Source organism: Aureitalea sp. L0-47 (assembly GCF_026126405.1).
Classification (GTDB): domain Bacteria; phylum Bacteroidota; class Bacteroidia; order Flavobacteriales; family Flavobacteriaceae; genus Pukyongia.
Window position 1 is genome coordinate 182,666 of the sequence record NZ_JAFMTQ010000004.1, and the last position, 23,183, is coordinate 205,848.

Here is a 23,183-nt window from a genome sequence, read left to right on the forward strand (position 1 = left end):
ATAAAAAGATATTGTGCTACCTACTCAATTTATCACCGATTTCTTTGTTATATAATTATTCTGAGAATATGTTGTAACTTAATCCATTACAATCTAAAAACGACCTTATGAAAAAAGTACTGTTGTTTGCATGCTTGATATTCTTTATTGCGTGCAAGAATTCAACCGACAAAGACACGGCAATTGCCGTTGCACCACCTCCCACGATTTCTGTGGAAGACTTTATGAAAAACTCCGATCAGAGTAGGTTCCGCCTATCTCCTGACGGCTCTCACATGGCTTATATGGCTCCTTACAAATCGAGAATGAATATTCATGTTCGAGCTATCGATTCGGATTCTGTTGTAAGAATCACCAGTGTTGAGGACAGGGATATCAATGGATATTTCTGGGCGAGTAATGACCGACTCGTATACATCAAGGACGATGGTGGCAATGAGAACTTCCATTTATTTTCTTTGAACAAGGACGGCGCGAATGAAGTGAATCTCACTCCTTTCGATGGAGTGCGTGCACAGATCATCGACGACCTTGAAAGTCAGCCGGAGGAAATGATCATCGGACTCAATAACCGCATCCCGCAGATCTTCGACCCGTATCGAATTAATATCAATACTGGCGAAATGAAATTGCTGTACGAGAATCCCGGTGACATTACCGGATGGGATACGGATCACGACGGAAAGCTACGCCTTGCCTACAAGACCAATGGCGTTGATACCAGCATCTGGTACCGGGAATCCGAAGACGAAGAATTTTCAGAAGTAATTACGCTAAATTTCAAGGAAACCTTATCACCTCAGTTCTTTGATTTCGACAATGGAGACGTGGTATATGCTATTTCCGATCTTGGACGGGATAAATCCGCCGTGGTCAAATACGATCTAAAGGAAAATAAGGAGATCGAAGAGATCTATCAAAACGACGAAGTAGACATAGATTATGTGGCCTATTCCGATCATCGTAAAGTTGTAACGGCTATTGGATATACCAAAGCCAAACACGAGCGCAAGTTCCTGGACCAGAAAGCTGAAGCTGTTTTCAACAAATTCGCTGAAGAAATAGGAACTGATAACGAGTATTATATCTCCTCTTCAAATAAAACCGAAGATAAACTAATAGTGTACAAAGCCGATGATAAGTCACGCGGCACCTATTACTTCTATGATGATAATACGGGAGAGATTGAAAAGGTTGCGGATCTCAGTCCGTGGCTGAACCCGGACCACATGGCTCCTATGAAGCCAATTACTTATACCAGCAGGGACGGACTTACCATTCATGGCTATCTCACATTACCTCTTGGTGTAGAACCTAAGAACTTACCCATGGTGATTAATCCGCACGGGGGCCCATGGGCGCGAGACAACTGGGGATACAATCCTGAGGTCCAATTACTGGCAAACAGAGGGTATGCTGTCCTACAAATGAATTTCAGAGGCTCTACCGGCTACGGGAAGGAGTTCTGGCAGAAATCCTTCAAGCAGTGGGGACAGGCCATGCAGGATGATGTTACAGACGGAGTGAATTGGCTCATCGAACAGGGTATCGCAGATCCCGATCGAGTTGCAATTTACGGCGGAAGCTACGGCGGATATGCCACCCTAGCGGGAATTACGAAAAATCCAGATCTGTATGCTGCAGCGGTAGACTATGTAGGGGTTTCAAACCTTTTCACATTTATGGAAACGATCCCACCTTATTGGGAACCTTATAAAAAGATGCTCTACGAAATGGTAGGAGATCCGAACACACAGGACAGCATTATGATGAAGGCCAACAGTCCTGTATTCCACGTGGATAAGATACAGGCCTCTCTATTCGTCGCTCAAGGCGCGAATGACCCGAGAGTAGTTCAGGCGGAATCGGACCAGATGGTTTCGGCACTTGAGAACAGGGGAATCAATGTTCAGTATATGCTGAAGATGAACGAGGGGCATGGTTTCAGAAACGAAGAGAATCGCTTCGATTTCTACAACGCCATGGTGCAATTCCTGGATGAAAACATGAAAAAGGAAGAGGAACTAGAAGAAGTTAAGACCTGATGGTTTATTGCTATAAGAAAAGGGCTCCGATGGAGCTCTTTTTTATTTTATGAATGTTATTATTAGCCTAATACTTCGGCAACTCTTTTGCCAATCTCGGCAGGAGAATCCACTACATGGATACCACATTCGCGCATGATCTTTTTCTTAGCCTGGGCAGTATCGTCGCTACCTCCTACGATGGCACCTGCATGACCCATGGTACGTCCGGCTGGAGCTGTTTCTCCGGCAATGAATCCTACGATAGGCTTCTTGCTACCGCTTTCCATATACCATTTGGCAGCATCCGCTTCCAATTGACCACCGATCTCTCCTATCATAACCACGGCTTCGGTTTCATCGTCATTGATCAATAATTCAACTGCTTCTTTTGTGGTAGTCCCAATGATAGGGTCTCCGCCAATACCAATGGCAGTTGTAATTCCCAGTCCCTGACGCACAACCTGGTCGGCGGCTTCATAGGTGAGTGTACCCGATTTTGATACGATTCCAACTTTACCTTTCTTGAATACAAAGCCGGGCATGATCCCAACTTTGGCTTCTTCCGGAGTAATAACTCCCGGGCAGTTAGGCCCAACCATACGGCAATCACGGTTTTTCAGATAGGCATTTGCCTTGATCATGTCTGACACAGGGATACCTTCTGTAATTGTAATAATCACTTTAATACCCGCATCGGCTGCTTCCATGATAGCATCTGCAGCGAAGGCAGGAGGCACAAAAATGATGGAGACATTAGCTCCTGTTGCCTTTACAGCTTCTTCTACCGTATTGAAAACCGGTTTATCCAGGTGTGTTTGACCACCTTTGCCCGGAGTAACACCACCAACTACGTTGGTGCCGTATTCAATCATCTGGCCAGCGTGAAATGTACCTTCACTACCTGTAAAGCCCTGTACTATAATCTTGGAATCTTTATTAACTAAGACACTCATGGAATATTAGAAGTTTACGTTGAATAATTTCGGTGCAAAGATATCTCTTTACAGCCGTTTTAAAAAGAAAATTACACCTTAACTCGGTGATAGGATTCGTTGGTGTCATCCTTATCGGTCACTGGTTGACTCACCTGGTATCCCCTGAAGAGTTTATCGTCTTTCACCTCCCAAATGGCGATGAAATGAGCAATGCCCAGTTCTTCATCGGGGTTCTCATTGGTACGGATATAATATTTATAGCGAATCGTGATATGGTTGTCGTCCTCCAGCAAATGACTCACCTCGATGCGGAGATCGTGGTAGGATCGTCTTACTTCAGCAAAAAAATCGATAAGGTCATCGTAATGCATGATACTCAGGCCATCCGCACTATTCCAGATTAGCACCACGTCTTTATGCATGAAGCGTTCTAAAACGGTGGTGTCTTTAAGGATATCGGATTTGTAAAAGTTTCTTACAACTTCTTTAGCGGTCATTTTATTTTAATTTGTCAAGTTTGTCTATAATGTCCGGAATCAGCCGAATCGATGCAATTTCTTTGTATTTCTTTCTGAATTCATCCGCTGGTGTTCCGAAGTATGATTTATGTCCTGGCAGTGATTTACTCACGCCACTCTGTGCCGAAATAACCGCCTTCTCACCTATGGTGATCCCACTGGTGATTCCAACCTGTCCCCAGATAGTTACCAGATCCTCTATGAGCACGCAACCGGCAATCCCAACCTGGGACGCAATAAGGCAGCGCTTACCGATAACAGAATCATGCCCTACATGCACCTGGTTGTCGAGTTTTGTCCCTTCTCCGATACTGGTAGACGCAGTTACTCCCCTGTCGATAGTACAGAGTGCCCCAATGTCAACATTATCTTTAATTACAACATTCCCTCCACTGATAAGTTTATCGAACTTTTCCGGGCGGTTCTTGTAGTAGAAGGCATCCGCCCCCAACACCGTACCCGAATGGATAGTAACATTATTCCCTATCACGGTATTGTCGTAGATACTCACATTAGCGTGTATCAAACAGTCGTTCCCGATCTGCACATTATTCCCGATAAAGACATTGGGTTGGATAACCGTATGCTTCCCAATTACAGCGCTTTCGGCGATTACGGCCCTGGCGGATACAAAAGGGTTAAAATGATTGGTGAGTTTATTGAAATCACGGAAGGGGTCATCGGAGATGAGTAGTGCTTTGCCTTTCGGGCACTCCACCTTCTTGTTGATCAAAATAATGGTAGCCTGCGACCTCAGCGCTTTGTCGTAGTATTTGGGATGATCCACGAAGACAATATCTCCGGGCTGAACCACATGGATCTCGTTCATACCCAGTACCGGGAAATCCGCACTCCCCACATACTCACAGTCGAGGATATGAGCTATTCCTTCGAGTGTTTGTGGGATTTTAAATTTCATAGTTATTACTCCTTTACTCTTTCGAGGTACTGTCCCTTTTCGGTGTCTATTTTTATCTTATCACCTTCGTTGATGAATAAAGGTACATTAATTTTTGCACCTGTTTCAACCGTGGCGGGTTTTGTAGCGTTGGTCGCGGTATTCCCTTTCACTCCCGGTTCGGTTTCGGTAACCTCAAGGGTCACATTTGAGGGCATTTCTACCGAGAGCGGCAAATTATCTTCAGTATTGATGATCACCGTTACGATCTCACTTTCTTTCATTAGTTCAGGTGTGTCCAGGGCATCCTTTTGAAGTTGAATTTGAGAATAATCTTCCGTATTCATGAAATGATAGGTGTCTCCATCGCTGTAGAGGTATTGGAATTTGTGAGTTTCCACCCGTACATCTTCTATTTTATGCCCCGCCGAGAAGGTGTTATCAAGCACTTTTCCCGTAGTTACACTTTTAAGCTTTGTACGCACAAAGGCCGGACCTTTTCCGGGTTTCACATGGAGGAATTCTATGATCTTATAAATATCGTTGTTGTACTTGATGCACAGACCTTTTCGTATATCTGAAGTTGTTGCCATTTCTTTTCTTTTCTGAATTAATTGGAGCTGAAATATCCTTTCATGATACCGCGTTTCGAATTCTTGATGAATTGAAGAATCTCATCGCGCTCAGGGGTAGCTTCCATTTCTGCCTCTATTATCTCCGAAGCCTGGGTAGTATTATAATTTTGCTGATAAAGTATTCGATAGATATTCTGAATCTCACGGATCTTTTCCGGACTGAATCCTCTTCGTCTAAGTCCTATGGAGTTAATCCCTACATAAGATAGTGGCTCACGAGCACCCTTCACATACGGCGGTACATCTTTTCTAACGAGGGATCCACCAGTTACAAAAGCATGATTACCTATCATACAAAACTGGTGCACAGCGGTCATTCCTGCCAGAACGACGTGATCACCAACTGTGATGTGCCCGGCCAGGGTACTGTTATTTGAGAAAATACAGTTATCACCTACGATACAATCGTGAGCAATATGGCAATAAGCCATGATCCAGCAGTTCTTTCCTACCACGGTTTTGCCACGATCTACAGTGCCACGATTGATAGTCACGTATTCCCTGATGGTAGTTCCGTCGCCGATTTCAGCAGTGGTATCTTCATCATTGAATTTGAGATCCTGAGGAATAGCGGAAATAACCGCTCCCGGGAATATATTACAGTTCTTACCGATACGAGCGCCTTCCATGATGGTTACATTAGATCCTATCCAGGTCCCCTCACCTATCACAACATTGTTGTGAATAGTAGTAAAAGGTTCTATAACGACATTCTTGGCAATCTTGGCTCCGGGATGTACATATGCTAGTGGCTGATTCATTTAACTATCTTTTGTTTTGACTATTTGGGCCATCAATTCGGCTTCTGTTACAAGTTTTCCGTTCGCATATGCGTTTCCGGACATATGTACAATCCCCCTTCTGATCGGGGTAATTAGTTCAAGTTTGAATACCAGTGTATCACCGGGGTTTACCTGTTGTTTAAATTTCACGTTATTGATCTTCATGAAGAAGGTCAGGTAATTTTCAGGATCTGGTACTGTGCTCAGTGCGAGAATACCACCCGTTTGCGCCATGGCTTCAACAATAAGCACGCCAGGCATAACCGGTGCTCCCGGAAAGTGCCCTACAAAGAAGGGCTCATTCATGGTCACATTCTTCAGGCCAATTACGTGCTGGTCTGACAATTCCAAGATTTTATCCACCAATAGGAAAGGTGGCCGGTGGGGAAGCATCGCCATGATCGCATTTACATCCTTAACCGGTTCCTTCATGAGATCGAAAGTGGGCACTTTGTTTCTCTTCTCGATCTTGATAAGTTTCGAGAGTTTCTTTGCGAACTGCGTATTTACATGATGCCCTGGTTTATTCGCGATCACTTTACCGCGAATGCGCGTTCCTATAAGGGCAAGATCACCCACTACATCAAGGAGTTTGTGACGCGCTGCCTCATTAGGGTAATGCAGTGTAAGATTATCAAGTATGCCGTTTGGCTTTACGGATATATTATCTTTTTTGAATGCTTCTCTCAATTTTTCCATGGTTTTCGGAGAGAGTTCCTTGTCAACATAGACTATAGCGTTGTTCAGATCTCCCCCTTTAATCAAACCATTATCCAAAAGCATTTCCAGTTCATGCAAGAAGCTGAAAGTACGCGCATCCGATATTTCTTCTTTGAAATCGGATAGGTGTTTTAGTGATGCATTTTGCGTACCCAGGACTTTGGTTCCGAAGTCAACCATGGTAGTCACCTGGTATTCGTCTGAGGGAATTACCGTAATCTCACTACCCGATTCCTCATCGGTATATGATATCACTTCTTTAACTATATATTCTTCCCTCGGCTTTTCCTGCTCTACTATCCCTGCGTTTTCAATGGCTTCAACAAAGAACTTGGAAGACCCATCCATGATAGGAGGTTCCGAAGCATTTAATTCGATAATGCAATTATCTATTTCCATTCCCACCAGTGCAGCCAATACATGTTCGGAGGTCTGTATTTTTACGCCTCTTTTTTCAAGATTCGTTCCTCTTTGAGTATTTACAACATAGTTTGCATCTGCTTCTATAACGGGAGAGCCTTCGAGGTCTACTCGCACAAAAGTATATCCATTGTTTTCTGGGGCGGGCTTAAATGTAATGGTAACCTCTCTACCGGTATGCAGCCCCACGCCTGTAAGGGAAACTTCCTTACCAATGGTTCTTTGTTTTACCATACATTCTGTCATTTCTTTTGGTTTTTTTCTAGGTTGTTGAACCTCTCAATGATCTTTGGGAGGTTTTTAAAATGGACATAGCTCTTATTGTAATCACCGTATTTTAACGCTGGCGAACCTTGTAATACCTCATCGTCTTTTACATTCCTTCCAATACCACTTTGTGCCTGAATACGCACATTGTTCCCAATGGTGAGGTGACCTACGATTCCTACCTGTCCTCCAATCATGCAATTCTTGCCTATTTTAGTAGATCCTGCAATCCCTGTTTGAGCAGCGATTACAGTATTCTCTCCAATTTCAACATTATGGGCGATCTGTATCTGGTTGTCCAACTTCACTCCTTTTCGAATAAGAGTAGATCCCAGGGTAGCCCTATCGATGGTCGTTCCTGCTCCTACATCCACATTGTCTTCTATGATCACATTACCTGTTTGAGGTACTTTTGAATACTCACCTTTTTCATTGGGAGTGAATCCGAATCCATCCGCACCCACAATGGCACCGCTATGGATCACACAATTATTCCCTATGATCGTTTCCGAATAGATCTTGGCTCCTGCAAAAACAACCGCATTATCACCTATCTCTACGTTATCACCTATATACACATTCGGGTATATCTTTGCATTGTCGCCAATTCGAACGTTCTCTCCTACATAAGAAAAGGCCCCCAAGTACAGCTTATCTCCAATTTCAGAACTCTCAGAAATGTAAACCGGCTGTTCAATTCCCGACTTGTTCATCTTTACCTGGTTATAGTATTCCAGGAGTTGGGAAAAGGCCTTGTACGCATCTTCTACGCGGATCAGCGTGGTAGAAAGATCATTCTCTGCCACAAAATCTCTATCCACAATAGTCACTGAAGCTGCGGTGGTATATATATACTGTGTGTACTTAGGATTCGCTAAAAAAGTAAGTGATCCTTCCGAACCTTCCTCTATTTTGGCTAATTTGGAAACTTCAACTTCCGCATCTCCTTCCACTTCACCGTTAAGTATTCCCGCTATCTGGGTGGCTGTAAATTTCATTTGTAGGATTCAGTGTTGCAAAAATAGAAAAAAAGGATTAGTAATCGGACTTGGGATAGCACAGATAAAATTTGGTTACTTCTTCCGAAAGTGCTTTTAAATTCAGTTGGTCGCTGGCCGTTGCTACATCGACGATTTCTCCATCTTTCGTGAACAGGTTTATTGCATCTTTTTCCATGCTATACGCCTGGTTACTAATATGACCCGTAAAAACGAAATAGGTTGCTTCATGTTCGGAAATATCGTACTTCTTACTTAGCTTTTTTATCTTCTTCTCTACTTTCTCTTCGGAAAAAGGACTATTCTGAAGTTTGATCTTAAGTAATTCACGGTTGATCAACATGTCTGAAATATTCCGTAATACAAAATCAGGATGCTCCATCCACATTTTCATAGCCGAAACAATATCGTAATCATCCATCCTCGAGAATATCTCCAGGGTTTCTGCCGAAAATGAGGCGTCACTCAGTTCTCGATTCAGAAAATACAACAAAGGACCACTGCCTGGCAGGATCTCACGATTTTTTGTTAGCTCCTTGGCGCGAATTAACAATTTCACCAGTAGTTGTTCGGCGACGATACCCGTTTTATGAAGATAGACCTGCCAGTACATCAAACGCCTTGCGACAATGAATTTCTCCACCGAATAGATACCTTTCTCCTCGATCACCAGGCTGTCGTTCTTTACATTCAGCATAAAAATAAGACGGTCAGAACTTATGGAGCCTTCGGCAACGCCAGTGTAGAAGCTGTCACGCTTGAGGTAGTCCATACGGTCCATATCCAGCTGACTCGAAATAAGCTGGTACATAAATTTACGGGGATATTCGTTTTTGAATATTTGAATGGCCATGGAAAGCTGACCGTCGAATTCCTCGTTCAGGGCCTCCATAAAAAAGAGAGATATCTGTTCATGAGAGGTCCCTTCTGCTATACTGTGTTCCATAGCATGGGAAAACGGACCGTGACCAATATCGTGCAGCAGAATAGCAATGCTTAGTGCCTCTTCCTCTTCAGAAGAAATAGAAACTCCTTTCATACGCAATGTGCTCACTGCGCGCCCCATAAGATGCAATGCACCCAGGGCATGGTGGAATCGAGTGTGGTGAGCTCCGGGATAAACCAGGTATGACATTCCCATCTGGCTAATCCTTCTCAGTCGCTGAAAATACCTGTGTTCAATTAATTTGTGTATTAAGGTGCCCGGAATGGAAATAAAACCGTAGATCGGGTCGTTAACTATGGTGAGTTTGGATGTATGCTTCAAACTTTAACTTTTAATTAATAGGATAAGCCAGGGTTTTGATTCACTTCGGAACTAATTTTGAGATAGTAAACTTACCCGCCACATGGCTTACCTAATTCAATAACAAATATACGTATATGAGCGACATAAAAGTTCTTTGGGTCGACGATGAGATCGACCTGCTAAAACCTCACATTCTTTTCCTGGAAAACAAAAACTACAACGTGACCACTGCTCAAAGTGGAACAGAAGCGTTAGAAGAGATCAAGAATGAGAATTTCGATATTGTTTTCCTCGATGAGAATATGCCGGGTCTCACGGGGCTTGAGACACTGGCAGAGATAAAGGAACGACAAGCGTCGCTGCCGGTGGTGATGATCACGAAGAGTGAAGAGGAATACATTATGGAAGAGGCGATCGGTTCTAAGATAGCCGATTACCTGATTAAGCCCGTAAATCCGAATCAGATCTTATTGAGTTTGAAGAAGAACCTGGATCATTCCAGACTGGTTTCGGAGAAAACCACTTCCAGTTATCAGCAGGAATTCAGGAAGATCGCCATGGATATGTCGATGATCAACAGCCATGAAGGCTGGGCTGAATTGTATCAGAAACTCGTATACTGGGAATTACAATTGGAAGATATCGAAGATACGGGTATGTTTGAGATCCTGGAATCTCAAAAAGCTGAAGCCAATAATCAATTCTTTAAGTATATCGACAAACATTATGAGGGTTGGTTCAATAATGAGGAAGAAGCGCCAGTGATGTCGCATACCTTATTCAAGGAGCGAATCCAACCGGAACTATCCAAAGGAAACCCAACCTTATTGGTTGTCGTGGATAATTTGCGTTTTGACCAATGGAAAGCCTTTGAACCATTCCTGAGTAATATATATAAGAAAGAGAAGGAGGAAGTGTTCTACAGCATCCTTCCAACGGCAACTCAGTACGCTAGAAATGCCATCTTTTCAGGTTTAATGCCCAGTGAGATGGAGAAACAGCATCCCGATCTATGGTTGAACGACACAGACGAAGGCGGAAAAAATATGTACGAGAAGGACTTTCTGGCTGCACAGCTGAGACGTCTTGGTCTTGACCTGAACTGGAGCTATCATAAGATTTCCAGCCTCAAGCAAGGAAGGAGACTTGTAGACAACTTCAAGAGTCATAAGAACGACGACTTAACCGTTGTGGTTTACAATTTTGTGGACATGCTGTCGCACTCGAAGACAGAGATGGAAGTGATCAAGGAATTAGCCTCCACGGACAAGTCGTATCGTTCCCTCACTCAAAGCTGGTTCAAGAATTCACCATTAATGGAGATTATTCACCAGGCAGCACATTTAGGGTTTAAACTTATCATCACTACGGATCATGGCACCATAAACGTAAAGAACCCTTCAAAAGTAATAGGTGATAAGAACACTAGTTTGAATTTGCGCTATAAAACCGGTAAAAGTCTTACCTACGAAGGCAAGGATGTACTCGCAGCTACTAAACCGGAGCGGATCAAGCTTCCTTCTATCCACATGAGCAGTTCCTTCATATTTGCAAAGGGTGATCTTTTCTTTGCATATCCGAACAACTACAATCATTATGTAGGTTACTTCAGAAACACGTACCAGCACGGTGGAGTTTCTTTGGAAGAAATGATAATTCCATGGGCTGTGCTCTCTCCTAGATAATGTAGGTATTTTCTTCAATAGTGCAGATTATCGGTAAATTATTACAAATAATCGGTATTTTGTTTATATTTGTTGCAACCCGCTTATATGGAACTTACCTTCACATTAGAAGAATTACCAGCAGTTGCTGCAAAATTACTCTCCAATTCGAAGAGTAAAACCTTCCTGTTTTATGGGGAGATGGGCGCTGGTAAGACAACTCTTATTAAGGAAATTGCTAAAAATTTAGGCGCGGCCGAGGCGTTAAGTAGTCCAACTTTCTCAATTGTAAATGAGCACGTTTTGGATGGCGAGAAGTTATATCATTATGACTTTTACAGGCTAGAAAGCCTGGAAGAAGCCTTAGATATTGGAATAGAAGAATATTTATATTCCGGGCACTGGAATTTTGTAGAATGGCCCGAAAAAATAGAACAGTTGCTTCCGGGAGAGAGCACCAGGATTGAACTAACCAAAAACGATAACGGAAGTAGAACATTAAGCATAATGCCAGTGAAATAGAGGATTGACAAAGAACATAAGGTAGCCGTACTTTTAAATAATCGCCCCAAATCGCATTGTTTTAAAGAAGATTTTTATTGCCAAAAGGGTAACTTATAAAGATACGGTGAACATAATTTAAATACTTGTTTTATTTCGTGATAGGTTTGTAGTAATAACCTCACAAAAACTAGTATTATGAAATTAACGAAAATCCTTATGATCGTTGCAATCTTTGGAGCAGGATTATTTGCTTCTTGCACCCCGGAAAGCATCGAAGATGAACAAACCCCACAACAAGTCGACAACAAACTTAAACCGCCAGTCAACGGGTAGGAGGTCATTGGTAATTGGTGGTCTTATTGTAATAGCAATTGCAATAACCCCATTTATCTTTTATTCATATAAAAGTTTCCCAGATAATTCACAAATCTGGGAGACTTCTCTATTTAGTCTTTCCACGGAATTTCCAAATTGGTTTAGCTATTCTTGGTACTTAGTTGGAAAGATTGTACCGTTATACTTGCTCCTCTTTTGGTTTTTTACTTGTAGACATTGGTGGCATTGGATTATTTTGGTTCCAATAGCTATGTATGCATTTCAATTGTGGGGATTACTTCGCGAAAGTTCGGGTAATTATGACGAGTTAGAAATATATTACCTGATTCCTCTAATGATGTTTCTTGTTCCTGCGGTTTATTTGATTAGAGCCAAGCTATTCTCAAAAATTCGAGGAAACGATCTCGAATCATTTGAAGCCGAACTCTTAGAAAAGAAAAGCTTCTGGGGTCAATTGAAGGATCTGTTCCAATAATTCACTTCCCTACTATCATTTAATTATGTAACTTAGGACTATAGCAACCAAAAGCAGTATGTCTCAACCTAAGTCACCGTTTACCAAAGCACAATTACTCCCCCAGGAAGAGAAATTGGAGGTAGCACGTCAAAAAGGCGAGTTGTTCATTGGATTACCCAAAGAAACTTATTTCCAGGAGAAACGAATTTGTCTTACACCCGACGCAGTTACCGCCATCACCGCAAATGGGCACAAAGTCTTAATTGAGAATGGCGCGGGTGAAGAAGCTGGATTCTCTGACCGCGATTATAGCGAAGCCGGAGCCATGCTCACCAACGACACAAAAAAAGTATTTGGCTGTCCTATGATCTTGAAGGTAGAGCCCCCTACTATCGAGGAACTTGAAATGATCAACACCAAAACGGTCCTTATTTCCGCCCTCCAGCTCAAGACACGTGAACACGCGTATTTCGATGTACTTTCCAGGAAAAAGATTACGGCACTCGGATTTGAATTCATCAAAGATGAAGATCACAGTTACCCTGCGGTAAAAGCACTCAGTGAGATTGCGGGAACTGCCTCCATTCTTATTGCGGCCGAGATCATGGTCAATGCCAAGAATCAAAAAGGATTGCTGTTTGGTAATATCAGCGGAGTGCCACCTGTAGAAGTAGTCGTTATTGGAGCAGGGACTGTTGGACAATTTGCTGTTCGGTCGGCACTCGGACTGGGAGCCAATGTAAAAGTATTCGACAGTTCGATCACGAAATTACGCAAGCTTCAGACTAATGTGGGACAGACATTATATACATCCACCATCCAGCCCAAGAATTTACTGAAAGCGCTGAGACGCTGTGATGTAGCCATCGGCGCGGTTCGCGGATCTAACAGGTCGCCTGTGATCGTTACTGAAGCCATGGTGGAGAATATGAAGCGCGGTGCCGTTATCATTGATGTTAGTGTTGACATGGGAGGCTGTTTTGAAACAACAGAAATGACCTCTCACGATGAACCCACCCGCATAAAACATGACGTAATCCATTATGGGGTTCCCAATATTCCAGCCCGCTATCCTAAAACGGCTTCAATTTCTATTAGTAATATTTTTACACCTTATCTCCTTCAGATCGCTGAATCCGGCGGACTTGAAAATGCCATCCGTGATGATCGTGGTTTGAAAAACGGTTTGTACTTTTACCGCGGCATATTGACCAACAAGGCCGTGGCCGATTGGTTCGATATGTCGTATAGCGATATAAACCTTCTCATCTTTTAATGAATTTAATCAAACGTATAGCCTGGTACTCCGGCGGCTTTGTAATTGGGATCATAGTTTTACTCTTCTTTTTAGGAGGTAAAAAAGCATCATGTGACTACGGCCCTACTGCTAGAACACTAAAGAATATTCGCACCAAAAACATTGTACTCTCAGAACAGGCCTTGAATCAGCTTGCTCAATACAGTCTTGATAGTAGTGCCGTTCATACCATCTTAAAAAAGGGGGATGTGATCTTTTCTGAAAGTAACACATCACTGGATTCATGCAAGATCTATGCGATCCAGGGAGAGCTGGAGAAAGTTGAAGTTAAGTTCTTTGCTGAAAATTGCTCGGACCAGGCAAAAATTGACAAAATAACCATCAATCGCCTTGATTAGTAGCCCCCTGACTTTTTTCCAGCTGTTTGATATAGTAAGACGGATAAATACCATTGCGCTTGTAAAAAGCCTTGGAGAACGATTCTGAGTTTTTATATCCACACTCCTCTGCAATCGCTTTAATGGTATACTTTCGCAACTTAGAATCATTTAGCAAATTGCTTATTGCATAATCAATTCTTAGGTCGTTTATATATTGTGAAAAATTTTTACCGATTCTTGCATTGATAACTCTAGAAAGGTAGTTCGGATTCGTTTCAAATAAACTGGATAACGAATGCAATGAAACATCATGATTTAGAAAGCTTTTATCTTTTTCGAATTGGTGTAACTTTTCTATTATTGAATTGATTATAGTTGTTGAAATTTCGTATGTATATTTTTGAGATTCCCCTTGATTTAAGGGTTTCTTTTCATTAATTAATTTATTGAATCTTGATTTATATACTTTTTGTCTATGAAAATAATAAATTAAAAGTCCTAAGGTTAGAATCAAAAAAAATAAAATCCAATAGCTTGTTCTTTTTGTTCTGAAGTTGACATCGTTAAGGCTCTTTATAAGTGCTTCTTTCTTGTTAATAAGGATAGACATATCAATTTCCCTAACAAGATTTGGCTCAAAGTGCTGGTGATAGACGGCAAGGAGGCTATCAAGTTCTATTAGTTTATTTAATGAAGAAATCTGGCCTTTTAAATCGTTCTTTTCTTCATAGTAACTATTAAAGGTCAGGAAGATATCACGGTGCCTCGGTTCAATTAATACTTCGCCACTATCAATTAACGAATCTGCTTTTTTTAAATATCCAATTCCTTCATCCTTATTATTCAATTTGAATTCAGATGATCCTAGCAATTGATACAAATTCAATTTTGATTCTGGGCTTATTGAGTCAATTTTTTCCTTCAGCATTAGCTTTGCTAATATTTTTGTTTGGTAATAGTTTTCTTTTAAAAATTGAAGTTCTACTTCAGCTTCTTGTAAAAATTCCAAATATTTTGAAAGTCCGACCCAGTGATAACTCGAAATTTTTGATTTCAGTTTGTTGAAATAAAATTCGGTAGAATCTACATTATTCAAATTATAATGGCATATAAAATAATTACCATAAGATAAAATCTGATCATGTATAAATAATTGATTGAGATCAATATGAGCTCCTGACCTAGTGGATTCCCTCAATGATTTAATATAATTTGGAGACATTAAAATTGAATGGCGTTTTTCTTGTAGCGCAAGGGCTTTGGTTTTATCTCCCCATTTAGATTGATTGATAATTAACAAATGAAGAATAAACAATTGTTGCGGCACATTGTCATTTTCTACAGATTTATCATACGCTTTATATAGATTATTTGTAGAATTTACTATATCATTTCTGACATTGTAATGGTAACCTTTTATTATATATCCTAAAGCTGGATATGTTTTATTTTTTAAGTTGTTTGTTAATTCAATAATACTATCCGCGAACTTAACATTCTTCTCCGGATGAAAAATCCTCGCCAATCTATCATAGCCCCTTGCCATTTTGATGGTGTCATTTTCTGCACGAGCCCGTTCCAAATAGGTGCGTGCAATGGCCTCTTGATTAATCGAATCACCATCGTGTGAATCAAATTCAGTGAGCAGCTCTTCATACCCTAAAGATTCTAGGTAGGAGGACGACAGGTTTTGTGATAAAGCACTGTTCACCAGACAATAAAACAAAAGAAGAACTAACAACTTGATATCTCCCTTTCTTCTCATAGTATACTACGTTGTGGTTCACATAAAGTTATGCGAATATTTGCTTCATTCAAACATACAGACCTTCACCGTAGGTTTTGTTTTTAGTAAATACCTCATATTCAATTATTTAGACATCCTTGTTTTGGTCTGATTTCGTGAAAAAACGGCTCCATTTCATGAAAGGAAAGTAGCATGACTTGTTTTGGAAGATATTTCGCTTAAAATTTGAACTGTTTTAAATCCGATTCGCAACCTGAATGATTTTGTTATTATTAACTGGGGAGTTAGAACTGCAGGTCTTCAGGTTGCTTTTTTTATCACCAGATGTCAATTTCGAACTCATACATATTCTTCAATTCGTCCAGGTTTGTAATACTCTTTACCTTTTGCATAATCCTAAAGTGCAATGCATCTGCATCATATCCGTATGAAAGAATAGATCCATTAGAAGAGTGTTTGATCAACTTCGAAGATGAAATTAGTGAGATTAATTTGGCCTACGATACACTACTGCCCAAAATGAAATTAAAAGTGTCTTCTATCGATGTATTTCTAAGGAACGTAGATGACCCAGCATCTAAAATTAACTTACTACTGGAAAAAGATCGATGGTTGGATTCAGTCCAATACTACATACAAAAACGTAAGGCAGAGCTTAACAAGCTGCGATATTTAAAAGGTATAGAAATCATTAAGATATTATATGAGAAGTCCCTTTCGCTGGACCATCATTACACGGCAATAGCGGCAATGCATAATATGGAGCAAATCTCTAACCCTAACAATTACAAGGAATTTTCCTTAGCCAAGGAACTGCTTTCACAAAACCCCCGAAGGAAAAGTGGTTTTAACCTGGGTTCAATTTTAGGCAGTAATATATACACCTCCATCATTCATTCTATGCTGGCTCTCTTTGGCAATCATAACCTTAGCAAAACGAACAAGGAAGGTATTATTGGTGATATTGAATGCATCCTGGATTTCACATTGCAAATGAACAACGACCTTAAAATCGTTTATTTCGAATCCATGTACCTCCGAACGAATAGTCAAAAGACCATACTCGATATTGAAAATTTGTTTGCTTCATATACCGAACCTATCGAGTATATGACCACCTTGCGAGAATGCAGGAATAAAGATGATTGGCTAACAATAAACAAGCAAGTAACCACCTATCTCCAGCGTCATGAGTTTCTGAGTAAATCGAAAATTAGTTGGGATGAGGCGGATGAGATGCAAATAGAACTGGAATTCTCAATAGACCGATTGCTGCAGCTCATTTACAGCTACAACCAATTCATCAACCAAAGTGCAAAATTCTACGAAAAATTTGCTTTTATGCTCGATAGCTATCAAAACGAGGATCTCTGCCTGGAAAGTATTCCTGTTGAATTCGTTGAACTAAAAGAAAGCATCAACATCACTATTCAAAAATTCAACAACACCTACAAACCCGTAGAACTCAACGGTAGCAAAATGAAACAGTTGCTATACGGTGTTGGTTACTAACCTACTAACATTCTAAAATACTAATATACTAATATACCAACCTACTCCTTCACCAACTTCACCATCTGCCCACTCCCCTGGCCTTGCAGGCGGGCCAGGTAAAGCCCGGGGCTCCAGTGAGCACTGTCTCTTACAACCCTGGTTTGGCCTATCTCGAAACGGTCTACCAGTCGGCCGGTGATGTCGTACACAAACATATTACTACCCACGGCGCTTTCGTGCACTAGCATTTCCAGCTGCTCCCCCACGGGATTTATAACAGCACCCATGCCTTTTGGCTCGGCATCTATGGTACCTAGTGTAACTTTTTCATACACCCTTACATAATCGATCTCCAGGCTGCTTTCGGTAAAGGAAGGAGCTATGTTGGGAAGGATGGCCACGTTCAACAAAATATACTGGTTGGCGGTAAAAGGCCAGGTGTCAGCATTCTGCACGGAGGGGTTGTAGGTATAATGCACTACATCGTCCACGGCAAAGACGATCTTGTCCTCATCCCATTCCATGGTGTATACGTGAAATTCGGTACTGGCCGTTGGAATAATAGTCCCGCCTTTGTTTACGGTATTCCCGAAACTGGAAGGCGTATGAATGGCGCTTTGTACGAAATTCTGGTTATCACCCCAATGCTCCATGATATCGATCTCCCCACAAGCAGGCCATCCAACACTGCCATAGGTAGGCTCCCAATACCCTCCCGGTTCGGCTATATTTTGTCCAAGGGTCCACATAGCGGGCCAGGTACCAACACCTGTAGGTAATTTAGCACGGATCTCCACCTTGCTGTAAGTGAATGCATACTTAGAATTCAACCGGGCCGACGTAAAATCCTTTGTCACTCCCTGGTCTGTATAGGTCTCCCGCTTGGCTACGATCTTCAGGGTGCCATTATCCACATAGGAATTCACCTGTCTGTCTGTGTAGTGCTGTATCTCGCCATTGTACCAGCTGCTCCCATTGGGAAGCAAGGTCTGGTGATGCCAGTTATCTGCATTGATGGCACCATTGCCCTCGAATTCATCGGCCCATACCAGTTCATAGGCCGGGTCCTGAGCATATATAGTGATACCAAGTAGAAATAGAAAACAGGAAGTGTAGAATTTCATAGCGATCCAAAGATATCCAATTCTATCCTATTAAGGCAATAATCTTCCTATACAGGACTACATCACGGTATTTTTTGAAAAATAATTCGAACCTTATTCCACAATAAACCTCATATCTGCCAAATCTTTATATGATCAATGACATTCTTCCATAATCCTTTAGGATGTAAGGAATTACATACAATTTATTTGAGCATTATTTGCGATAGTCTCTAAATTAATCCCTACCTTTTTACTATCGTTATCCTCCCCCCCCTATAGCGATTGTATTCTTATACCATTCCCCATTTGTATGTTGCGCCCGTAAGGGTTGTACGTTTTATTTCACGAATTAATAACTAAACCAATATATTATGAAAACAACTTTTAAAATTTCCAGTTTAAGATTTAGCCTTTTTGCTATTTCAGCAAGTGTTATGCTTCTATTTATGGGATGCTCCCAGGAAGATGTTCAGGTTCCTGATAACGACGCTCAAAACCTTACCCAGGAAACCACACAAACGCGTGCCAGCGGTCCTTCGGCTAGCGGACAGGGAACAATATCTCTGGAAGTTATTCCACCCAACGGTGAAGGATTCAGGCATTTTAGCTTCAATGCAAGAGTGAAGAATAACGGATCTGTACAAGGCGGTGGTGTACTCACCTATATCGGAGGCCAGCGTAACATTCAATTCGATATTGACTGTCTTGAAGTAATTGGAAATACAGCAGTTATGTCCGGTGTTGTTACACGAGACAACCAAAATCCAGCTAATGAAGGTTCATTGTGCTGGTTCAAAGTGACCGACAATGGTGAAGGAGCGAATGCGGCACCTGACCAAATGACTTTATTCTATACAGGAGTTAATCCGGCGGTTTATACGTGCACAAATAATTTCAACGAACCTGTGTATGATATTGAAGGAGGAAATATCCAGGTAAAAGAATAAATGATAATAATGAATCAAAAAAAGCTCATCACATTGATGAGCTTTTTTATTTTCTAATGCTTTGACCATTTCCAAAGAGATGCTCTACAGCCTCCTACGCTCCTTCTCCGTCTTTAGTAGATTTAGCTCCCGGCTGGTCTGCCCGGACACAGACGTGTTCTCCTCTGCCCTCCTTATTAAGTAAGGCATTACGTCCTTTACAGGCCCAAAGGGGATGTATTTGGCCACGTTATAGCCTTCATCGGCCAGGTTGTAGCTTATGTGATCGCTCATGCCGTAAAGCTGCCCAAACCAGATCCTGGGATCGTTCTTTGCAAGACCCTTCTCTTCCATGATCTCCATGCACAGGTACGAACTCTCTTCGTTATGACTACCCACAAACAAATGGATATCGTCCAGGTTGTCCAGGATATACTTCATGATCTCGTTAAAGTTGGTATCGGTTTCCTCCTTGTTTTTGCAAATGGGCGATGGATAACCGTATTCCTCCGCTCGCTCACGCTCTTTCTCCATGTAAGCCCCACGAACGATCTTAAAACCGGTCTTATAGCCTCCGGCCTTTGCCCTGGCATGTCTTTGTTTAAGGTGCTCCAGCCTGTCGTGGCGATAACACTGCAATGTATCCCACACCACTACTTTCTCCGTGTTATATTTGGCCATCATGGCCTCACATAGCTCGTCGGCGGCCTTTTGCATCCACATGTCTTCTGCATCGATAAGTAAGGTCACATCGCATTCCCTGGCAACATCACAAATAGCCTCATAACGCGCCACTATTCGGTCCCACTCACCCTGTTCAGATTCTGTGAGTTCCTTTCCGTCCGTTACCTTGTGCCACACATGAAAACGCCCCAGACCCGTGGGTTTAAAAACCGAGAACGGCATGGCCTCCTTATCCCTGGCGAAATAAGTGAGTTCAATGATCTGATCGCGCGCTCGATCAAATTGTTCCTCCTCTTCTTTTCCTTCTACCGAATAGTCCAATACGGAGTAAACTCCGGCATCGTAGACCTTGTCCACAACAGGCATACAATCCGCCTGGTTCACACCACCACAGAAATGGTCGAAAACAGTAGAACGTATCAATCCCTCCACCGGAAGGTGGATGTTCAGTGCAAATTTTGTAACCGCGGTACCTATTTTTACTAATGGTTCATTGGCGATCATCCTGAACAAAAAATAGGCCCTCTCAAGTTCCGAGTCGCTTTTTAAGCGAAACGCAACTTCCGTATTTTCAAAAAGTTGTTTTGATATCATAAGTGAAGAGTATTCTGAACAAATATAATTAGATTTGAAAATTCAAAACATGACCAAAAGCATTTCATGCAACAACTGAAAAATATCGGATCTGTTTATTGTGGAACTGGCGCCTGGAACAGCCTGAACGCCTATTTAGCAGAGAAGCATCACTCCCGTGCCTTTATCCTTACAGATACTAACACTCGTGTGCATTGTCTTCCAAAGTTGTTGGATGCCCTTAGTTTCGATAAAGAGCCTCATATTCTGGAGATCTCTGCCGGTGAACAGCACAAAACCATTGCCACCTGCATGAAGTTGTGGAATGAATTGTCTCGCTTAAACGCCGACCGATACAGTATTATCATCAACCTTGGGGGTGGTGTAGTGACAGATCTTGGCGGATTCGTAGCCTGCACTTTTAAACGCGGGATCGATTTTCTGAATATCCCAACCTCCCTCCTGGCCATGGTAGATGCCTCCATAGGCGGAAAGACCGGCGTGGATCTGGGAAGCCTGAAAAACCAGGTGGGGGTGATCCGTGAGCCATCTTTGGTATTACTCGATGTGAACTTCCTGGACACGCTGCCCTCTGACCATCTTCGCTCCGGACTAGCCGAAATGCTAAAGCACGGCATCATTGCTTCGGAAGACTATTTCGATGCTTGTATTAATTTCGAAATAAACACAGCTGAAACCGAGGATCTCATCTGGGAGTCGGTACTCATAAAGCATAAGATCGTGACTGAGGACCCTACCGAAAAAGGCCTTCGGAAGTTACTGAACTACGGTCATACGCTGGGTCATGCCATTGAATCCTATTTCTTAGACCAGCAACCAAATGCTCCGCTGCTTCATGGAGAAGCCATTGCCATCGGGATGATCCTTGCTACTTATATTTCTTCTGAACAACTTGGGTTTCCAAAGGAATCCCTTGAGAAGATAAGCTCCGGGATAAGTAAGATCTACCCTAAACAGTCTTTTTCCGAAGAAGACATCACTACTATCTGCAAACTCCTTATCTACGACAAAAAAAACAGTAATGGACGTATCAATTTTGTACTTCTTAAGGACTTCGACGATCACGAAATCAACTGTGAGGTACCAAACTCACTGATACTTGAGGCTTTTTCATACTACGCTGCACTTAGCTAAAAAGATTACACAAACGTAATGTTGACGCATTGATTTTTTTATTAGTTTTATTTCTATATCTAACCAGTCCCCAAAATGAAACGTATAATTGTTGATTTCAAGAAACTTACCCCGGAAATCCTTACCCTGCTTGTAGAGAAGTATCCTGATGGATATGACGACGACCACATTGTTGTTTTTAAGAATGCCAGGAACGAAACGGTTGAAGCCGTTGAAGTGCGCACAGACGATACTATTTATTTAGTGAAAGTGAGCTCTCGCCTTGTTACTACCATGGAGAATTTCGATGAAGACGATTACGATGAAGACGATTTCGATGAGCCAATCAGTGAAATTCCAGCGAAAAAGGATACGGAAGATGAAGAGGACGAGGATTATTCTTAATATATCCTAAAGATAACGTTCCGAAATTATTGAGCGATGATGAATTTCGTGTCCGCAGATGAGGAATCCTGCTGCGCGAACAGATAATTTGCTGTTATTGGCCTGTCCTATGCGTTTTAATGTTTCTTCATCAAAACTGCTAAACATCGCTATCGACGCCTTACGAACACTGCTGTATTCTTCCACAAGGTCTTCCATGCTGCGATCGTTTGCCATTGAATTCGCGGCAAATTCATTCTCATCAAAGCCAGGAAGGTTGGTGTTTTCGCATCGGGCAAAGCTCAACGCCCTGAAGCAAAACATTCGTTCCGAATCAATTATGTGAAGCAAGATCTCTTTAGCTGTCCATTTCCCTTCATCGTAGCGAAAGGTTTGCTTTGATTCGGGAATTGCCCTGAAAAAGGTTTCGGTGATTCGCATTCCTTCTACCAGACCATCTAAAAGTGCCTGCTCCCCTACCTTGCTTATATAACCCTGGAAATAAGGATTGTACTCCGATGGGCTTAGGTCTTGAACTTTCATACTTCAGAAAAAAGAAAAGCCCGAAATTGAAATTTTCGGGCCTTATTAGTTTAAATATTTTTTAGATCTCTTTGAAAATGGAATGCATCAAACGCTTTTTGTCGTTGATACTCTCTTCCAGGGAGATCATGGTTTCTGTCCTGGTTACTCCATCGATATCATCTATCAGGTAGATGATCTCCTTGGCGTGACTGGTGTCTTTCGCCCGGATCTTACAGAAGATATTAAACTTTCCGGTGGTAACGTGAGCTACCGTCACATAAGGGATCTCGTTAATTCGCTCCAGCACAAACTGCGTCTGCGATGTCTTATGAAGGAACACCCCCACATAAGCGATGAAGGAATATCCCAGTTTCTTGTAGTCAAGTGTGAGCGACGAGCCCGTGATAATACCTCCCTCTTCCATTTTCTTCACGCGCACATGCACGGTTCCGGCAGATATCCCTAATTTTTTTGCAATATCGGTAAAGGGAGTCCGGGTATTCTCGATAAGCATATCAAGGATCTGATGGTCGGTATCGTCTAGTTTAAATTTGGCCATTGC

23 protein-coding genes are annotated in these 23,183 nt (G+C 41.9%); 10 read left to right on the forward strand and 13 right to left on the reverse strand.

Annotation, left to right across the window (positions count from 1 at the left end; translation table 11 throughout):
• Window positions 1–107: 107 nt before the first annotated feature.
• Window positions 108–2,045: a S9 family peptidase gene (locus tag J1N09_RS06610; protein WP_265199108.1), complete on the forward strand. Its 1,938-nt coding sequence runs from the start codon at window positions 108–110 to the stop codon at window positions 2,043–2,045.
• A gap of 62 nt (window positions 2,046–2,107) precedes the next feature.
• On the opposite strand, the gene sucD is transcribed toward J1N09_RS06610, so the two are convergent.
• The 8 genes from sucD to J1N09_RS06650 all read right to left on the reverse strand — a co-directional run bounded on the left by sucD (window position 2,108) and on the right by J1N09_RS06650 (window position 9,467).
• Window positions 2,108–2,980, reverse strand: coding sequence for a succinate--CoA ligase subunit alpha (gene sucD / locus J1N09_RS06615; protein WP_265199109.1), 873 nt, complete (start codon window positions 2,978–2,980; stop codon window positions 2,108–2,110).
• Window positions 2,981–3,051: 71 nt separating this feature from the next.
• Window positions 3,052–3,459, reverse strand: coding sequence for a nuclear transport factor 2 family protein (locus tag J1N09_RS06620; RefSeq protein WP_265199110.1), 408 nt, complete (start codon window positions 3,457–3,459; stop codon window positions 3,052–3,054).
• 1 nt (window position 3,460) lies between these two features.
• Window positions 3,461–4,399, reverse strand: a complete 939-nt coding sequence (locus tag J1N09_RS06625; protein ID WP_265199111.1) for a UDP-3-O-(3-hydroxymyristoyl)glucosamine N-acyltransferase — start codon at window positions 4,397–4,399, stop codon at window positions 3,461–3,463.
• A 5-nt stretch (window positions 4,400–4,404) separates the two neighbouring features.
• Window positions 4,405–4,971 carry an elongation factor P gene (gene efp / locus J1N09_RS06630; RefSeq protein WP_265199112.1) on the reverse strand — a complete coding sequence of 189 codons (567 nt, stop codon included), beginning with the start codon at window positions 4,969–4,971 and terminating at the stop codon, window positions 4,405–4,407.
• 17 nt (window positions 4,972–4,988) lie between these two features.
• Window positions 4,989–5,774, reverse strand: a complete 786-nt coding sequence (gene lpxA, locus J1N09_RS06635) for an acyl-ACP--UDP-N-acetylglucosamine O-acyltransferase (protein WP_265199113.1) — start codon at window positions 5,772–5,774, stop codon at window positions 4,989–4,991.
• Complete coding sequence (locus J1N09_RS06640) at window positions 5,775–7,169, reverse strand: bifunctional UDP-3-O-[3-hydroxymyristoyl] N-acetylglucosamine deacetylase/3-hydroxyacyl-ACP dehydratase (protein WP_265199188.1); 1,395 nt, start codon at window positions 7,167–7,169, stop codon at window positions 5,775–5,777.
• An 8-nt stretch (window positions 7,170–7,177) separates the two neighbouring features.
• Window positions 7,178–8,200 (reverse strand): UDP-3-O-(3-hydroxymyristoyl)glucosamine N-acyltransferase, encoded by a 1,023-nt coding sequence (gene lpxD, locus J1N09_RS06645; protein ID WP_265199115.1) that lies wholly within the window; start codon window positions 8,198–8,200, stop codon window positions 7,178–7,180.
• A gap of 37 nt (window positions 8,201–8,237) precedes the next feature.
• On the reverse strand, window positions 8,238–9,467 hold the full coding sequence (locus J1N09_RS06650; protein ID WP_265199117.1) for an HD domain-containing protein: 1,230 nt from the start codon (window positions 9,465–9,467) through the stop codon (window positions 8,238–8,240).
• Window positions 9,468–9,583: 116 nt separating this feature from the next.
• On the opposite strand from J1N09_RS06650, the gene J1N09_RS06655 reads away from it, so the two are divergent.
• The 5 genes from J1N09_RS06655 to J1N09_RS06675 all read left to right on the forward strand — a co-directional run bounded on the left by J1N09_RS06655 (window position 9,584) and on the right by J1N09_RS06675 (window position 14,066).
• Window positions 9,584–11,134, forward strand: a complete 1,551-nt coding sequence (locus tag J1N09_RS06655) for a bifunctional response regulator/alkaline phosphatase family protein (RefSeq protein WP_265199118.1) — start codon at window positions 9,584–9,586, stop codon at window positions 11,132–11,134.
• Window positions 11,135–11,221: 87 nt separating this feature from the next.
• A complete protein-coding gene (tsaE, locus tag J1N09_RS06660) occupies window positions 11,222–11,635 on the forward strand; it encodes a tRNA (adenosine(37)-N6)-threonylcarbamoyltransferase complex ATPase subunit type 1 TsaE (RefSeq protein ID WP_265199119.1) in 414 nt (137 codons plus the stop codon).
• Window positions 11,636–11,812: 177 nt separating this feature from the next.
• Window positions 11,813–11,950 carry a hypothetical protein gene (locus tag J1N09_RS06665; RefSeq protein ID WP_265199121.1) on the forward strand — a complete coding sequence of 46 codons (138 nt, stop codon included), beginning with the start codon at window positions 11,813–11,815 and terminating at the stop codon, window positions 11,948–11,950.
• Window positions 11,951–12,486: 536 nt separating this feature from the next.
• Window positions 12,487–13,686, forward strand: a complete 1,200-nt coding sequence (locus tag J1N09_RS06670; protein ID WP_265199123.1) for an alanine dehydrogenase — start codon at window positions 12,487–12,489, stop codon at window positions 13,684–13,686.
• Window positions 13,686–14,066 (forward strand): hypothetical protein, encoded by a 381-nt coding sequence (locus J1N09_RS06675; RefSeq protein WP_265199125.1) that lies wholly within the window; start codon window positions 13,686–13,688, stop codon window positions 14,064–14,066. The genes J1N09_RS06670 and J1N09_RS06675 overlap by 1 nt, the downstream gene beginning before the upstream one ends.
• On the opposite strand, the gene J1N09_RS06680 is transcribed toward J1N09_RS06675, so the two are convergent.
• On the reverse strand, window positions 14,050–15,813 hold the full coding sequence (locus J1N09_RS06680) for a helix-turn-helix domain-containing protein (protein ID WP_265199126.1): 1,764 nt from the start codon (window positions 15,811–15,813) through the stop codon (window positions 14,050–14,052). The two genes, J1N09_RS06675 and J1N09_RS06680, sit on opposite strands and share 17 nt — an antisense overlap.
• 501 nt (window positions 15,814–16,314) lie before the next feature.
• Here J1N09_RS06680 and J1N09_RS06685 point away from each other — a divergent pair.
• Window positions 16,315–17,307: a hypothetical protein gene (locus J1N09_RS06685; protein ID WP_265199128.1), complete on the forward strand. Its 993-nt coding sequence runs from the start codon at window positions 16,315–16,317 to the stop codon at window positions 17,305–17,307.
• Between the two features lie 41 nt (window positions 17,308–17,348).
• On the opposite strand, the gene J1N09_RS06690 is transcribed toward J1N09_RS06685, so the two are convergent.
• The gene (locus tag J1N09_RS06690) at window positions 17,349–18,413 is read right to left on the reverse strand and encodes a family 16 glycosylhydrolase (RefSeq protein ID WP_265199129.1); all 1,065 of its coding nucleotides are present in this window, start codon (window positions 18,411–18,413) and stop codon (window positions 17,349–17,351) included.
• A gap of 353 nt (window positions 18,414–18,766) precedes the next feature.
• Here J1N09_RS06690 and J1N09_RS06695 point away from each other — a divergent pair, with 353 nt between their 5' ends.
• Window positions 18,767–19,342 (forward strand): hypothetical protein, encoded by a 576-nt coding sequence (locus tag J1N09_RS06695; protein ID WP_265199131.1) that lies wholly within the window; start codon window positions 18,767–18,769, stop codon window positions 19,340–19,342.
• Between the two features lie 84 nt (window positions 19,343–19,426).
• Here the strand turns inward: J1N09_RS06695 and J1N09_RS06700 are convergent, their stop codons facing one another.
• Window positions 19,427–20,599: a proline dehydrogenase family protein gene (locus J1N09_RS06700; RefSeq protein WP_265199133.1), complete on the reverse strand. Its 1,173-nt coding sequence runs from the start codon at window positions 20,597–20,599 to the stop codon at window positions 19,427–19,429.
• A gap of 66 nt (window positions 20,600–20,665) precedes the next feature.
• On the opposite strand from J1N09_RS06700, the gene aroB reads away from it, so the two are divergent.
• Together aroB and J1N09_RS06710 are read left to right on the forward strand one after the other, a co-directional pair.
• Window positions 20,666–21,733: a 3-dehydroquinate synthase gene (aroB, locus tag J1N09_RS06705; protein ID WP_265199134.1), complete on the forward strand. Its 1,068-nt coding sequence runs from the start codon at window positions 20,666–20,668 to the stop codon at window positions 21,731–21,733.
• A 75-nt stretch (window positions 21,734–21,808) separates the two neighbouring features.
• Complete coding sequence (locus tag J1N09_RS06710) at window positions 21,809–22,117, forward strand: hypothetical protein (RefSeq protein ID WP_265199136.1); 309 nt, start codon at window positions 21,809–21,811, stop codon at window positions 22,115–22,117.
• A 6-nt stretch (window positions 22,118–22,123) separates the two neighbouring features.
• Here J1N09_RS06710 and J1N09_RS06715 read toward each other — a convergent pair whose 3' ends face one another.
• On the reverse strand, window positions 22,124–22,639 hold the full coding sequence (locus J1N09_RS06715) for a DinB family protein (protein WP_265199137.1): 516 nt from the start codon (window positions 22,637–22,639) through the stop codon (window positions 22,124–22,126).
• A gap of 61 nt (window positions 22,640–22,700) precedes the next feature.
• Window positions 22,701–23,180, reverse strand: coding sequence for an Lrp/AsnC family transcriptional regulator (locus J1N09_RS06720; RefSeq protein ID WP_265199140.1), 480 nt, complete (start codon window positions 23,178–23,180; stop codon window positions 22,701–22,703).
• Between the last annotated feature and the right edge of the window lie 3 nt (window positions 23,181–23,183).

What these genes read in the sequence shown, in the direction of transcription:
- J1N09_RS06610 (WP_265199108.1), top strand. Translation starts at nt 108, where the DNA reads ATGAAAAAAGTACTGTTGTTTGCATGCTTGATATTCTTTATTGCGTGC.
- sucD (WP_265199109.1), bottom strand. Translation starts at nt 2,980, where the DNA reads ATGAGTGTCTTAGTTAATAAAGATTCCAAGATTATAGTACAGGGCTTT.
- J1N09_RS06620 (WP_265199110.1), bottom strand. Translation starts at nt 3,459, where the DNA reads ATGACCGCTAAAGAAGTTGTAAGAAACTTTTACAAATCCGATATCCTT.
- J1N09_RS06625 (WP_265199111.1), bottom strand. Translation starts at nt 4,399, where the DNA reads ATGAAATTTAAAATCCCACAAACACTCGAAGGAATAGCTCATATCCTC.
- efp (WP_265199112.1), bottom strand. Translation starts at nt 4,971, where the DNA reads ATGGCAACAACTTCAGATATACGAAAAGGTCTGTGCATCAAGTACAAC.
- lpxA (WP_265199113.1), bottom strand. Translation starts at nt 5,774, where the DNA reads ATGAATCAGCCACTAGCATATGTACATCCCGGAGCCAAGATTGCCAAG.
- J1N09_RS06640 (WP_265199188.1), bottom strand. Translation starts at nt 7,169, where the DNA reads ATGGTAAAACAAAGAACCATTGGTAAGGAAGTTTCCCTTACAGGCGTG.
- lpxD (WP_265199115.1), bottom strand. Translation starts at nt 8,200, where the DNA reads ATGAAATTTACAGCCACCCAGATAGCGGGAATACTTAACGGTGAAGTG.
- J1N09_RS06655 (WP_265199118.1), top strand. Translation starts at nt 9,584, where the DNA reads ATGAGCGACATAAAAGTTCTTTGGGTCGACGATGAGATCGACCTGCTA.
- tsaE (WP_265199119.1), top strand. Translation starts at nt 11,222, where the DNA reads ATGGAACTTACCTTCACATTAGAAGAATTACCAGCAGTTGCTGCAAAA.
- J1N09_RS06665 (WP_265199121.1), top strand. Translation starts at nt 11,813, where the DNA reads ATGAAATTAACGAAAATCCTTATGATCGTTGCAATCTTTGGAGCAGGA.
- J1N09_RS06670 (WP_265199123.1), top strand. Translation starts at nt 12,487, where the DNA reads ATGTCTCAACCTAAGTCACCGTTTACCAAAGCACAATTACTCCCCCAG.
- J1N09_RS06675 (WP_265199125.1), top strand. Translation starts at nt 13,686, where the DNA reads ATGAATTTAATCAAACGTATAGCCTGGTACTCCGGCGGCTTTGTAATT.
- J1N09_RS06680 (WP_265199126.1), bottom strand. Translation starts at nt 15,813, where the DNA reads ATGAGAAGAAAGGGAGATATCAAGTTGTTAGTTCTTCTTTTGTTTTAT.
- J1N09_RS06685 (WP_265199128.1), top strand. Translation starts at nt 16,315, where the DNA reads ATGAAATTAAAAGTGTCTTCTATCGATGTATTTCTAAGGAACGTAGAT.
- J1N09_RS06690 (WP_265199129.1), bottom strand. Translation starts at nt 18,413, where the DNA reads ATGAAATTCTACACTTCCTGTTTTCTATTTCTACTTGGTATCACTATA.
- J1N09_RS06695 (WP_265199131.1), top strand. Translation starts at nt 18,767, where the DNA reads ATGAAAACAACTTTTAAAATTTCCAGTTTAAGATTTAGCCTTTTTGCT.
- J1N09_RS06700 (WP_265199133.1), bottom strand. Translation starts at nt 20,599, where the DNA reads ATGATATCAAAACAACTTTTTGAAAATACGGAAGTTGCGTTTCGCTTA.
- aroB (WP_265199134.1), top strand. Translation starts at nt 20,666, where the DNA reads ATGCAACAACTGAAAAATATCGGATCTGTTTATTGTGGAACTGGCGCC.
- J1N09_RS06710 (WP_265199136.1), top strand. Translation starts at nt 21,809, where the DNA reads ATGAAACGTATAATTGTTGATTTCAAGAAACTTACCCCGGAAATCCTT.
- J1N09_RS06715 (WP_265199137.1), bottom strand. Translation starts at nt 22,639, where the DNA reads ATGAAAGTTCAAGACCTAAGCCCATCGGAGTACAATCCTTATTTCCAG.
- J1N09_RS06720 (WP_265199140.1), bottom strand. Translation starts at nt 23,180, where the DNA reads ATGGCCAAATTTAAACTAGACGATACCGACCATCAGATCCTTGATATG.